Genomic DNA, 12,765 nt, shown 5'->3' on the forward strand with positions numbered 1-12,765 from the left:
TTAGGGTGAAGCGGCTTACCATTGGTGTATGAGCGACAAGTTTCTCAAAGACACCTACAAACTGGACACACCACAAGCCACACATGCGCATTATCAGAAATGGGCCTCGTCATATGATGCCGAGGTTGGCGCGCATGGCTATGCTACCCCTGGTCGGGTAGCAGAAGCGTTGTGGTCGAAGCTCCCAGAGCCGCAAACTCCGATCCTGGACTATGGTTGCGGCACTGGTTTGTCCGGAGTGGCGCTGCGTGCCGCTGGATTTGAGGTAATTGACGGCATTGATCCGACCCCGAAAATGCTGGAAGGAGCCGAGGCCAAGGAGGTTTATCGCAAGCTTTCAACCTTCGAAATCACCGATCCGAACCCTTTGGAGAAAGGGGCTTACAAAGCAGTTACGGCAATTGGCGTCATAGGTACCGGCGCTGCTCCGCCCGAGGTATTCGACATGCTGATGCACGCATTGCCCAAGGGTGGGTTTCTAGCCTTTTCATTTAATGATCATACGCTTGCCGATGCTTCCTATACCTCGCGGCTGAATGATTGGCTGGACATGGGGGCGGCGCGGTTGCTATTTCGGGAATACGGCCCACACCTGCCCGGTATGGACCTTAAGTCTGACGTATATATTGTTGAAAAAGCGTGAATTTTAGAACTCGTTTCGCTCCATCTCCCACCGGTCCGCTGCATCTGGGGCATGCTTTCTCAGTAATGCTGGCCCATGATCTTGCCGCGTCTAACGGGGGCCAGTTTCTACTGCGGATCGAAGATATCGACCGGTCACGATCACGCGCGCATTGGGAAGATCAGATCTGTGATGATCTGCATTGGCTGGGCCTTCAATGGCCCGAACCTGTTATACGTCAATCAGATCGCTTGGCCGCTTACGATAAGGCACTAGATGATCTGTGGGCACGCGGATTGCTTTACTCCTGCACTTGCAATCGCAAGGATATCGCCGCTGCCGCCAGCGCGCCGCAGGAAGGGGCGCCTTTGCACGGACCCGATGGCATCATCTACCCCGGAACCTGTCGCGATTGGAGCAACCGTACGACTGAACGCCCCTTAGGGGTTCCCCTGCGTCTGGATATGACTGCCGCTGGCCGCGCGCTTCTTGAAACTGACCAATCCAATGCAACAGTCGGTACATTTCAAGAGGCAGGCGCAGGACCAGCCGGCGAAACTGGCACCATAGAGTTCACGTTGGACGAAATAACCAACACTATTGGGGATGTCGTATTATCCCGGCGCGACATGGGTACATCCTATCATTTATCGGTGGTTCTGGATGACGCGGCGCAAGACATCACCCATGTCGTACGCGGCCAAGACTTGTTCGAGGCGACCCGAATCCATGTTGTTCTGCAGGCCCTCTTAGACCTGCCTACGCCGCAGTACATACATCATCGTCTGATCCGAGACGACACAGGTAAGCGATTGGCCAAACGCGACGACGCTCGGGCAATTTCGAAATACCGAGCCGAAGGTGCAACGCCAGCGGATATCCGGGCGATCGTCGGCCTGTAAGCCATCAAACCATCGGGGACATTAGTTCAACTTCATTGCCTTCTCGAACGGCTGTGTAGAAACAGGTGCGGCGGTTCGTGTGACAGGCTGCACCAGTTTGACGCACCAAAACCAGCAGGCAATCACGATCGCAGTCGAACCGAAAATCAACCAACTCCTGCACATGTCCGGATGTCTCACCCTTGATCCAGAACGACTGACGGGAACGCGACCAATAGGTAACGCGACCGGATTCCAGCGTTTTTTCAATGGCCTGAACGTTCATCCACGCCATCATCAACACCTCACCCGAACTTTCATCCTGGGCGATGGCGGGTATCAGGCCAGCGTCATTAAACTTCAATGATGAGGGGTCAAACGCGGCAGTAGTAGACATAAGAAAAACCTTTTGCATCCCGGTGGATGCTCACTATGTATGGGGAACAGACAACGAGGGAAAGCCATGTCCGGCGAGAACGACCTGATAAAGCTATATTCCGGCCGCATTCTGGCGCTGGCCGCGGATATTCCGCATCTGGACCGGCTTGAGAATCCTGATGCCACGGTGAAAAAGCGCTCGCCTTTGTGTGGGTCCACGGTAACTGTGGATGTGAAGATGCAGAACGGTAAGGTTTCCGAATTTGGTCAGGACGTCAAAGCCTGTGCGCTGGGTCAGGCATCGGCCTCGGTTGTCGGCAGCGCCATCATTGGTGCCACACGGGCACAGATTGAAACCGCGCGTGATCAGTTGTCTGTAATGCTAAAGAAAGGCGGTCCTGCGCCAGATGCGCCGTTTGACGGGCTTGAAGTACTGATCCCCGCTCGGGACTACAAGAATCGCCACGCATCGATCATGCTGGTGCTTGAGGCGTCCGCCGAAGCGATGGAACAGGCGGAACAGGCGAACTGCGCGTAATATTGGAATTTTCAGGCGATCCGGTTTAATCACACTGCAGGATGTCGGGGGATTGGATTGGAAAAACTGCTGGAACATTTTGTTACTCTTTGGGTCGTCATTGACCCAATTGGTACTATTCCGGTTTTCATCGCCGTAACCGCGACCCTTTCAGCAACGGCACGTCGTAAAACTGCTCTCCTCGCTGCACTCGTTAGCGCCGGAGTGTTGTTGTTCTTCCTGGTGTTCGGTCAATTATTGATCGAAGCACTGGATATCGGCTTGAATTCATTTCAGGTTGCAGGCGGCATCATCCTGTTTCTTTTTGCCCTGACAATGATCTTCGGCGAAAGCAAACAGGTCGTCGAACAGCATGAGGCGGAAGAAGAGTTGGAACGACCTGCCAACCGACCCAATCCGGCGATATTCCCGCTGGCTGTTCCATCTTTGGCGTCGCCGGGTGCGATGCTGGCCATTGTCATACTGACCGACAACAACCGCTACAGCGCTGCAGACCAAGGTATCACGGCCTTGGTTATGCTGTCAGTCATTCTGATCTCATTTGTCCTGATGCTGCTTGCAGACCCGATTATCCGGCTGATCCGATACTCAGGTGCAGCCATTATCAGCCGCGTGATGGGCATGATCCTTGCATCTGTGGCGGTTAATTCTGTGCTGTCAGCGATTCTTGAAATCATCAAAACTGGCGAGCTTTGAAAAAACCGCCGCACCTTCCGGGCGGAAAGGGCGGCGGTAGGTTGTGCGTGTCTCGCGTGGGGTCCGGATAGCCGCACGGGGCCGAGGCAGGCCCCTCAAGGGAATTGGGACAGGCAGGTCACCCTTGACTGAAATGGGGATGACAGCGCGGTATCATCGGCACGAGATCGCAGGCAGAAAGGCTTAGAACGTACCCGGCAGATGCAGGGCCACCATCAGCATGACCACCAAAGACACGGCCCCCGCAGCATCCTGCAAAATCGTCGATTGCGAGCGGCTCAGGGCGGTCTTGATCTGAGTCAGCATGGTCTCACCTCCGGTCGAGATTTAATCCTTTGTTGACCTTTTGTTCTCATATTTTTGCGAGTCGGTAAAGAACTTTTAGAGAACATTAGTGAACTTATGGGAACATCACGCCTAACCCACTGAAATCAAACGAATCGCCTGATCCTGTTTCATAAGCCACAGGAGAACACGGGCAGCTTGGCCCCTGTCCGAGCGCAACTGAGGATCGGTAGATAACAGGGCACGCGCGTCCGTTTGTGCTGTGGCCATCAAACCAGCCTGACGTTCCAAATCCGCAATCCGGAATTTTGGCAATCCTGATTGCGCTGTCCCGATCAGATCACCAGCACCACGCATCTGCAGGTCGGTTTCCGAGATACGGAATCCATCTTCTGTCTCGCGTAGAACCTCAAGCCGCTTGCGCCCGCCCTCGCTGAGCGGTGGTTGATACATCAGCAAACAGGTCGAGTCCGCCTCGCCTCGACCCACACGGCCCCGCAATTGGTGCAACTGCGCCAGTCCGAAAATCTCGGCACGTTCAATAACCATGATCGAAGCGTTTGGGACGTTGACACCAACCTCAATGACAGTGGTGGCAACCAGAACTTTGGTTTGCCCTTCTTGAAAAGCCTTCATCGCCGCATCTTTATCTGCGGGTGGCATCTGACCATGCACCAACCCGACAATGCCTTCGCCCAGAATGGCGCGCAAATGTTTGAACCGTTCCTCTGCAGCTGTCAGGTCCGAAACCTCGGATTCATCTACCAGAGGACAGACCCAATAGCACTGGCGCCCCTCATCAATAGCCCGACGCAGATGCGAGACAACTTCATCCATTCGTTCTGTACTGACAACGGCGGTTTTTATCGGCTTCCGCCCCGGAGGCTTTTCGTTCAGCACTGACACATCCATGTCGCCATACTGCGCAAGTGCCAAACTGCGCGGGATCGGAGTGGCGGTCATCACCAAGACGTCCGCGCCCTGCCCTTTTTCAGACAGTTCCATCCGCTGACGTACACCAAAGCGGTGCTGTTCATCGACAATTGCCAGGCGCAACGCTTTGAACTCAACGTCATTTTGGAACACTGCATGGGTGCCGACCAGAATGTGAATGTCTCCGTCCTTCAACGCTCTCAGTTTCGATCGACGTTCAGGGCCTTTATCCCGCCCAGTTAGAATTTCCAGCACGACACCAGCCTCTTCAGCGAGCGGGCGCAAAGCTTCCAGATGCTGACGGGCTAAGATTTCGGTAGGTGCCATCATGACCCCCTGCCCGCCAGCCTCAACCGCAACAAGCAACGCCATGAAGGCCACCAGCGTTTTGCCCGCCCCAACATCGCCCTGGAGAAGCCGGTTCATTCGTGCGTCCGAGGCCATATCGCTGCTAATATCGTCAATAGCACGCAACTGCGCACCGGTTGGCCGATATGGCAGGTTGGCCAAAACCTTGGATTGCAGAGCTCCGGTACCAACGCTGACTATGCCTCTGGTCTTCCTCTCTCGTTGCCGGGCCAGCGCCAGAGTCAATTGGTGCGCAAACAGTTCATCATAGGCCAGCCGTTCCCGCGCCGGAGCATGAGCGGCCACATCGTCAGCACCCAACGGTTTATGCGCAGCGGCGATGGCCGTGGTCCACTCTGGCCAACCGTGTTTCGCAGCCAATGCTGGATCAATCCACTCCGCTAGCGCAGGCGCCCGTGTCAATGCACTGCGTGCGGCTCTATAGGCTGTTTTTTGAGTGATCCCCTGAGTCAGATGATACACCGGCTCAAAGTCGGGAATGCTATGGGCTTCGTCCACCGGCAACATGTGGTCTGGATGAACCATCTGTGCCATTCCATCGAACAGTTCCAACTTGCCCGAGATCACTCGCCGAGAACCTTCCGGTAGAACCCGTTTCAGGTAATCTCCACGAGCGTGGAAGAAAACCAATTGAAAATCTGCCTGATTGTCCTCGACATGCACCCGATAGGCACCACCTTTGTTGCGCGCTGGGCGGTGTGCACCAACCGTGACTTCAACGGTCAGTGTCGCGGGCAGATCGACGCCCTGAATGGTGTCGCGGCGACGCCTGTCAATGACAGCGTACGGAAGGCTGAATAAAACGTCCCGAGGTGACTCCGTGCCAGCCTGCGCCAACACCTGAGCCGTCTTTGGGCCCACACCTTCTAACGTTTCCAGACCCGCAAACAGAGGGAAAAGACTTTCCGGGCGGCCGCTCATGCAGTTCCGATCAGCTGAAGCCAGCCATCCTCATCCAACGTTTCAATCCCCAATTCGGCGGCCTTTTTTGCTTTGGAGCCCGCCCCCGGACCGGCAACCAACAAATCCGTCTTTTTACTGACGGACCCCGAGACTTTGGCCCCCAGCGCCTCGGCCCTAGCCTTTGCTTCGGCGCGTGTCATCTTCTCGAGTGTGCCCGTAAAAACAACGGTTTTTCCTGCAACTGGGCTGCCTTCGGTGTCCGGGCGTTTCGCTTCCTGAACCTCAAGTTGCGCGACCAGTGCATCAATGCTAGAGCGCTCAGCCTCTTGCGCAAACGCCGAGACAAGAGCGCGCGCCATGACCTCTCCAACACCGTCAACGCTTAACAAGTCTTCCCATTCCGGCCCTTCGAAATCAGCCGCCGAGGTGACAGCGCGTTCGAATTCGGACCACGTGCCATAATGATTGGCAACCAAGTTCGAGGCCGCCTCCCCCATATGTCGAATGCCCAAAGCAAACAGCAGCCGCCCGAAGGGAATGGTCCGCTTTTCGTCGATCGCCGCCCACAAGTTCCCAGCGCTTTGCGCACCCCAACCTTTGCGGTTTGCAAATTTGTTCAGGTTCGCGCTGTCCCGCTGTTGCAGTGTAAAAATATCGACCGGCGTTCTGACAGGCAGGTCAGGGTCGTCGTAGAACATCTCGATCTGTTTTGCGCCCAGACCTTCGATATCGAACGCTTTGCGAGAGACGAAATGTTTCAGCTTCTCAACAGCCTGCGCTGGACAGATCACCCCTCCGGTACAACGGCGCACAGCGTCACCTTCTTCTCGAACGGCATCGCTGTTGCATTCCGGACAGATGGCGGGGAATTCGAAGGGTGTCGCCCCTTCGGGACGTTTTGAGGTATCTACATCCGCGATTTTAGGGATCACATCGCCCGCCCGATAGACTTGCACCCAATCACCAACGCGAATGTCCTTACCATCGCGGATTGTGCCACCCTTGGCATCGCGGCCAGCGATATAGTCTTCGTTGTGAAGTGTGGCATTTGATACAACCACTCCGCCAACGGTCACCGGATGCAGCCGGGCAACCGGACTAAGCGCACCTGTTCGCCCGACTTGAATGTCGATCGCCACTAATCGGGTCCAGGCAAGTTCTGCCGGAAATTTATGCGCAATCGCCCAGCGGGGTGTGGTGGAGCGGTAACCCAGCCGTGTTTGCAAAGAAAGATCGTTAACTTTGTAGACGACACCATCAATATCATAGCCAAGGGTCGATCGCTGAGCCTCGATATCGCGGTAGTGTTCCAGCATCTGTTCAGTCGTCTCACACCGTCTTGTCAACGGATTGGTGACGAACCCAAAGCCATGCAACCGCTCAATCGCATCCATCTGCGTATCGGCCAGTGGTTCAGACAATTCGCCCCACGCATATGCGAAAAAACGCAGTGGGCGCGCACGCGTGACGGTCGAATCCAATTGACGCAGTGATCCGGCAGCCGCATTTCGCGGGTTTGCGAAAGCTTTTTCGCCAGCCTCCACCTGACGGTCGTTCAGTTGTTCAAAGTCCGCATGCGACATGTAAACTTCACCCCGAACTTCGAGAACATTTGGCGCGTTTTCCAATATCTGCGGAATGTCCGAAATTGTCCGGGCATTCGCAGTTACGTTTTCACCAACTTCACCATCGCCACGGGTGGCCGCCTGAACCAATTTTCCTTTCTCATAGCGCAAGGAGAGAGAAAGGCCGTCGATTTTAGGTTCGGCAGTGTACGACAGCGGTTTTGATGCTTCCAACCCAAGGTACTTTCGGATCGAGCGGTCAAAGTCTTGAACGTCCTCATCATCAAACGCATTGCCAAGTGACATCATACGAACCGCATGAGTCACCTTCGAAAAGCCATCCGTCGGACGCGCTCCTATCTGCTCGGACGGGCTGTCTTTTCGTTTCAAGTTTGGGAAACGCGTTTCGATTTCAGTGTTTCGGCGCTTTAGCGCATCGTACGCGGCGTCCGAAATCTCTGGGGCGTCATCCGCGTGATACAGCGTGTTAGCCCGAGACAACTGTTCAGCCAATCGCGCCAGTTCTTTTCGTGCTGCGTCTTCAGTCAGCTCTGATACTGGAATCAATTTGCTCATGGCCTCGCCCCGTCACGCATTCTTGGGTCTCAGTGATAGGGCGAGGTCCTAGCTAGGTCCAGACGTGCTTTTTCGTGAGTGAGTAAGGTCACCCCGGACCACGGGCGACCGAGTTCTAATCAGGCGCCAACTGCCATCCGCGTTTCATCAAGGTTGCCACTTTGCGGTTCGCGAAGGACATAGCCCCTGCCCCAAACGGTTTCGATATAGTTTTCGCCGCCGGTGGCATTGCTGAGCTTTTTGCGCAGTTTGCAAATGAACACGTCGATAATCTTCAACTCGGGCTCGTCCATTCCGCCATATAGGTGGTTTAGAAACATTTCCTTGGTCAAAGTCGTTCCTTTGCGCAGGCTTAGCAATTCCAGCATCTGGTACTCCTTGCCGGTCAAATGAACCGCCTTACCTTCAACCTCGACCGTTTTGGCATCCAGGTTCACGGCCACTCGTCCGGTATGGATGATGGACTGTGAATGCCCTTTTGAACGGCGAATGATGGCATGAATGCGTGCCACCAACTCTTCACGATGGAACGGCTTGGTCATGTAGTCATCGGCGCCAAAACCGAAACCCTTGATCTTGCTTTCGGTATCATCCGCACCAGACAGGATCAGGATGGGAGTTTCCACCCGCGCAATGCGCAGCTGGCGCAGAACTTCGTGCCCATTCATATCCGGCAAGTTCAAGTCAAGCAGGATCAGATCATAGTCATAAAGCTTTGCCAGATCGATGCCTTCCTCGCCAAGATCCGTCGCATAGACATTTAGGTTGGCGTGCGTCAGCATCAGCTCGATGCTTTTCGACGTGGTCGGATCATCCTCGACAAGAAGTATACGCATTTACTGCTCCAATTCGGGTCAATTTACCAATTTCAAATTGAGCCTGCTCAAAAATGGTTAATCTGACGTTACCGTTGAATCGTTTATTCACATTCTCCTTTAGGTTGTCGATATTTTTTTAATGCGGTTACCTTCAAGGCGTCCGCTCCGTGTTCTGCCACTGCAGAAACCCAGGAATTGAACTCTTCATCGCTTAACCCATACCTTTTTTTGGCATCAGACAGCGTGATCAGTCCGTAAAGAACGCCCCGCACCACAACTATTTTGCGTGATGCAACCCAGCGTGTCGTATCCTTCGGCGGCAGATCAGAACGCGATAAAACTGTTCCATCTGGAAGGGTTACGGATCTTGGCCCCTCTACTTTGTGCAAAAACATTCTTTGATCCTCTTCGTGCTGCGACAAAGCTGACACCAGCCTACTTAATGCCGGGTGAAACCGCCCCTTGAGAGTGTGTAGAATTTTCCTATATTCTGCCGGTCTTTCTTAACCCGCACTGGAATCGTCATGGCCCTCGATACCGAGACACCGCTGAACTCGCTTGGCTTTGCCAAACCCCCGTCGGAAACGCGGGTGGTTGTGGCCATGTCCGGCGGCGTGGACAGTTCCGTTGTGGCGGCTCATCTGGCGGATGAGGGCTATGACGTTGTGGGCGTGACTCTGCAGCTTTACGACCACGGTGCGGCGCTGGCCAAAAAAGGCGCGTGCTGCGCAGGAATCGATATCCACGACGCGCGTCGCGTGGCCGAAGAACGCGGGTTTCCCCACTACGTTCTGGACTATGAGAACATCTTCAAGGACGCAGTAATCGACGAGTTCGCCGACAGCTACCTTGCGGGCGCAACCCCGGTCCCCTGCATCCGTTGCAACGAACGGGTGAAGTTCAAGGATTTGTTGGAAACTGCCAAGGATCTTGAGGCCGACTGCATGGCAACCGGTCACTATATCCAGCGCAAGATGGGTGCCAACGGTCCGGAACTGCACAGCGCCGAGGACGCGAACCGCGATCAATCCTATTTTCTGTTCTCGACCACGCCCGAACAATTGGACTTCCTGCGCTTCCCTCTTGGCCATTTGCCCTCGAAAGACGCAACGCGCGAGATGGCAGCGCAATATGGGCTGGCCGTAGCTGACAAACCGGACAGTCAGGATATCTGCTTCGTGCCCAACGGCAATTACGCTAGCGTGATCGAGAAACTTCGACCTGGTGCCGCCGAACCGGGTGGGATCGTGCATGCCGATGGCCGCGTTCTGGCGCAGCACGAGGGTGTCATCCACTACACGATCGGTCAGCGCCGTGGTCTGGGGATTGGTGGCCTCAGCGAGCCGCTCTATGTAGTCAAGCTTGATGTCGACAAAAAACAGGTTGTCGTGGGCCCAAAAGAAATGCTGGCCACTCGCACTATTCCCGTACGCGAAATTAACTGGCTGGGCGATGCGCCGTTCACCTCACAAAAAGAGTGGCACGTCTCGGTCAAAGTCCGTTCAACCCGCCCCCCGCGCGAGGCGATCATACGGCCCCTGTCCGACACCACGGCCGAGGTTGAATTGCTGACACCCGAAGAAGGCGTGTCACCCGGACAAGCCTGCGTGTTCTATGCGTCGGAAGGCAGCCGCATCTTTGGCGGCGGTTGGATCTGGCGCGGTTACTAAATCGCGTCAGTCCACGAGTTGCTGAGAATATACAGCCCGGCGCAGATCATCACATAAGGCACAAGGCGTTCCAAACGGCGTGCCACGTCGCTGCTGATGAATGGTGCTTTAGATCCAAGCAACCCAACAGTAGCCATTGAGAACGCAGCAAGCAGAGCACCAATGCCTCCGGCAGTTCGATATGTGGGGGCCGTGTCTGCAAGTAATGGTGCAAGTACAGCAAACGTGTCCATCGAAAGGCTGATGAACAGCAATGTTACCATCATGATCGAAGCTCCGGTGCCAAGATTGGGATTTGTCTCGGCCTTTGCACCGCGCTTGCGTTTGATCAGCGTTAGAATTCCCAAGCCCAGCGGGATAACTCCAAGATAGCCTTCCCAATTCGGCACGACGCCATCGACGCCCACCGCAAGAATAAACGCAGTGCCGATTACGATCACCTGCGCCAAAAGGAATCCGGTGACCGAGCGCTTCGTTCCAGAAACCAGTGTCAAAGCCAATAGCGCGGCCAGATTATCCAGATTGGTCAGCACCTGTGCCGTAAAGGTCGACAGGCCAAAAAGCAAAAGATCCAGCATCAGCGTTTCATCCGCGCCAGAACCGCCTCGGCCGCGCGCAAGCCCGGGGCTTCGCCGCCGCGTCCTAGCCGATCCATCGTTGTGGCCATGGCGTCGCGCTGCGCATCCGGCGCATCCGACACCTGCTTCAGCGCAGCCGCAATCTGCTCTGGCTGGCAATCGTCCAACAGACATTCCGGCACTGTCCGGGTATCCGAAACCAGATTGACCAGTGTCACCGTATCCAGCTTGACCATCCGCTTGGCGATCAGGGTGGTCAGCCAGTTCAGATTGTAGGCAATCACCATTGGCGTGGCTTGCGCGGCCAGTTCCAGTGAAACCGTGCCCGAAGCGGCCAACGCCAATTCAGCAGCGGCAAATGCGGCCCGCTTCTGCGCCTGCGCCTGATCAGACGGCATATCACGCGGATCGACGACCACCGGGTTCCCCGGCCAGCTCTGCACATGTCCGGTGACGGTATCCACCATATGCGCGACTGCGGGCACCACAACGCGAGCGTCCGGCATGTCGGACAGATAAAGACGCAACGCTTCACCAAAGACCGCGGCTAAACGTTCAATCTCACCCCCGCGCGAACCCGGAAGGGCTAGAATGATCGGCGCGTCTCCAAGATTGTAGGCCGCGCGAAACTCTTGGATATCCTTTTCCGAGGCCTCCGGCTCGCTGGCCACTGGATGCCCCACGAAATCACACTCCATTCCTGCACGTTCCATATAAGGCGGCTCGAACGGCAACAGGGCCAGAACATGGTCAATAACCTTGGCCATCTTGTCTGCCCGTCCCGGTCGCCACGCCCAGACGCTGGGGGCGACATAATGTACGGTACGAATATCGCTGCCAGCTTTCACCAGTTTGGCAACGCGCAGTGAAAAGTCAGGACTGTCGATGGTAATCAGAACATCCGGCTGCATATCCAGAACCGCCTGCGCGGTCTCGGCAATACGGCGTTTCAGGTGGAAGAACTTGGGCAGAACCTCAACCAACCCCATCACCGATAGTTCAGACATCGGAAAACGGCTTTCCAACCCTTGGGCCTGCATTAATGGCCCCCCGACACCTTCGAATTGAACATCGGGGATGAGGCTCCGAAGCCCCTCCATTAGCGCGCCTCCCAAGCGGTCGCCCGAGGGTTCACCGGCGACCAGGAAGACCCGCATCAACTGGCTCGCTCACGTACAAAGAGGAACAGGCCCAGCCGGTTGCACTCAGCGATGACGCGCTCTTGCTGCAGTACTATGACTCCGCCTTTTTCGATGACGATACCGGTCAACCCAGCGGCAACCGTAGCAGAGACCGTGTCCGGTCCGATCGTCGGTAAATCAGCACGCCGGTCCTGATCTGGTTTCGGGGCCTTGAACAAAATCCCTCCGCCCGCATCGGGGCGCTGCGTTAGGGATTGAAGCATCCAATCGGTGCCGAATATGCCTTCTACTGCCAGTGCTTGCCCCTTGGACACCGCGCAAGCCTGCCCAATGTCGGCAGCACCCATTGCCCGAAGGATTCCGGCGGCCCGATCCGCATCCCCCAGATCTTCTTTCGACGGGCACGCATCGGTCAGGCAACCAAGCTGCGGCAGCAAGCTCGGTGCAATTTCATGAGCTGCGCGGACTGTCAGGCCAGCGTCTTCAAATATCCCGATCACCGCACGCAAGGCTCCGTCATCGCCTGACATTAGCGCCTGCTGCAATATCGGAACTAATGGCATCGTCGCCGGGTCGATCCGCGATGGGTCAATGACAGGGCGTCGAACCGCTCCGGCCATACAAATCTCGGTCACGCCGCGTGCCTTCAATTCAGCAATGAAACTTCCGAGTTGCTCGAGTGGGAACTCGATATCGCAGGTTACGGTATCGGGTGTGAACCCTTCCATAGCGCAAATCAGGGGGCGGTCATCGAGACGGTCGACCACTTCGCTTGGTAATGCACCTGTTCCGGCAATCAACGCCAGCATCG

General features: G+C 55.7%; 14 protein-coding genes. 5 read left to right on the plus strand and 9 right to left on the minus strand.

What is annotated here, in order from left to right; all coding sequences use genetic code 11:
* Nucleotides 1-28 precede the first annotated feature (28 nt).
* Both ACR0D7_RS00395 and gluQRS read left to right on the plus strand, forming a co-directional pair.
* Nucleotides 29-643 (plus strand): class I SAM-dependent DNA methyltransferase, encoded by a 615-nt coding sequence (locus ACR0D7_RS00395; protein WP_480677266.1) that lies wholly within the window; start codon nucleotides 29-31, stop codon nucleotides 641-643.
* Nucleotides 640-1,524 (plus strand): tRNA glutamyl-Q(34) synthetase GluQRS, encoded by an 885-nt coding sequence (gluQRS, locus tag ACR0D7_RS00400; RefSeq protein ID WP_480677267.1) that lies wholly within the window; start codon nucleotides 640-642, stop codon nucleotides 1,522-1,524. Before ACR0D7_RS00395 ends, gluQRS begins: the two co-directional genes overlap by 4 nt.
* A gap of 4 nt (nucleotides 1,525-1,528) precedes the next feature.
* Here gluQRS and hisI read toward each other — a convergent pair whose 3' ends face one another.
* The gene (gene hisI / locus ACR0D7_RS00405; protein ID WP_480677268.1) at nucleotides 1,529-1,918 is read right to left on the minus strand and encodes a phosphoribosyl-AMP cyclohydrolase; all 390 of its coding nucleotides are present in this window, start codon (nucleotides 1,916-1,918) and stop codon (nucleotides 1,529-1,531) included.
* Between the two features lie 48 nt (nucleotides 1,919-1,966).
* Here hisI and ACR0D7_RS00410 point away from each other — a divergent pair, with 48 nt between their 5' ends.
* Nucleotides 1,967-2,419 (plus strand): iron-sulfur cluster assembly scaffold protein, encoded by a 453-nt coding sequence (locus tag ACR0D7_RS00410; RefSeq protein WP_480677269.1) that lies wholly within the window; start codon nucleotides 1,967-1,969, stop codon nucleotides 2,417-2,419.
* A 57-nt stretch (nucleotides 2,420-2,476) separates the two neighbouring features.
* Nucleotides 2,477-3,115 carry a MarC family protein gene (locus ACR0D7_RS00415; RefSeq protein WP_170381186.1) on the plus strand — a complete coding sequence of 213 codons (639 nt, stop codon included), beginning with the start codon at nucleotides 2,477-2,479 and terminating at the stop codon, nucleotides 3,113-3,115.
* A gap of 183 nt (nucleotides 3,116-3,298) precedes the next feature.
* On the opposite strand, the gene ACR0D7_RS00420 is transcribed toward ACR0D7_RS00415, so the two are convergent.
* The 5 genes from ACR0D7_RS00420 to sciP all read right to left on the minus strand — a co-directional run bounded on the left by ACR0D7_RS00420 (nucleotide 3,299) and on the right by sciP (nucleotide 8,959).
* Nucleotides 3,299-3,421: a hypothetical protein gene (locus tag ACR0D7_RS00420; RefSeq protein ID WP_480677270.1), complete on the minus strand. Its 123-nt coding sequence runs from the start codon at nucleotides 3,419-3,421 to the stop codon at nucleotides 3,299-3,301.
* Nucleotides 3,422-3,532: 111 nt separating this feature from the next.
* Complete coding sequence (recG, locus tag ACR0D7_RS00425) at nucleotides 3,533-5,623, minus strand: ATP-dependent DNA helicase RecG (protein ID WP_480677271.1); 2,091 nt, start codon at nucleotides 5,621-5,623, stop codon at nucleotides 3,533-3,535.
* The gene (gene ligA, locus ACR0D7_RS00430) at nucleotides 5,620-7,746 is read right to left on the minus strand and encodes an NAD-dependent DNA ligase LigA (RefSeq protein WP_480677272.1); all 2,127 of its coding nucleotides are present in this window, start codon (nucleotides 7,744-7,746) and stop codon (nucleotides 5,620-5,622) included. The genes recG and ligA overlap by 4 nt, the downstream gene beginning before the upstream one ends.
* 119 nt (nucleotides 7,747-7,865) lie before the next feature.
* Entirely contained in the window at nucleotides 7,866-8,582 is a 717-nt protein-coding gene (gene ctrA / locus ACR0D7_RS00435; protein WP_480677273.1) for a response regulator transcription factor CtrA, read from the minus strand.
* Between the two features lie 83 nt (nucleotides 8,583-8,665).
* Nucleotides 8,666-8,959, minus strand: coding sequence for a CtrA inhibitor SciP (gene sciP, locus ACR0D7_RS00440; RefSeq protein ID WP_480677274.1), 294 nt, complete (start codon nucleotides 8,957-8,959; stop codon nucleotides 8,666-8,668).
* A 129-nt stretch (nucleotides 8,960-9,088) separates the two neighbouring features.
* Between sciP and mnmA the strand changes: the two genes are divergently transcribed.
* Nucleotides 9,089-10,234, plus strand: coding sequence for a tRNA 2-thiouridine(34) synthase MnmA (mnmA, locus tag ACR0D7_RS00445; protein ID WP_480677275.1), 1,146 nt, complete (start codon nucleotides 9,089-9,091; stop codon nucleotides 10,232-10,234).
* Here the strand turns inward: mnmA and ACR0D7_RS00450 are convergent.
* From ACR0D7_RS00450 to ACR0D7_RS00460, 3 genes are read right to left on the minus strand one after another with little or no spacing between them, the layout of a single operon-like run.
* The gene (locus ACR0D7_RS00450; RefSeq protein ID WP_480677276.1) at nucleotides 10,231-10,812 is read right to left on the minus strand and encodes a cadmium resistance transporter; all 582 of its coding nucleotides are present in this window, start codon (nucleotides 10,810-10,812) and stop codon (nucleotides 10,231-10,233) included. The genes mnmA and ACR0D7_RS00450 overlap by 4 nt on opposite strands.
* The gene (gene lpxB, locus ACR0D7_RS00455; protein WP_480677277.1) at nucleotides 10,812-11,969 is read right to left on the minus strand and encodes a lipid-A-disaccharide synthase; all 1,158 of its coding nucleotides are present in this window, start codon (nucleotides 11,967-11,969) and stop codon (nucleotides 10,812-10,814) included. Before lpxB ends, ACR0D7_RS00450 begins: the two co-directional genes overlap by 1 nt.
* Nucleotides 11,969-12,763, minus strand: coding sequence for an LpxI family protein (locus tag ACR0D7_RS00460; RefSeq protein ID WP_480677278.1), 795 nt, complete (start codon nucleotides 12,761-12,763; stop codon nucleotides 11,969-11,971). Before ACR0D7_RS00460 ends, lpxB begins: the two co-directional genes overlap by 1 nt.
* Nucleotides 12,764-12,765 lie beyond the last annotated feature (2 nt).

It is taken from the genome of Ruegeria sp. BB7 (assembly GCF_056539365.1).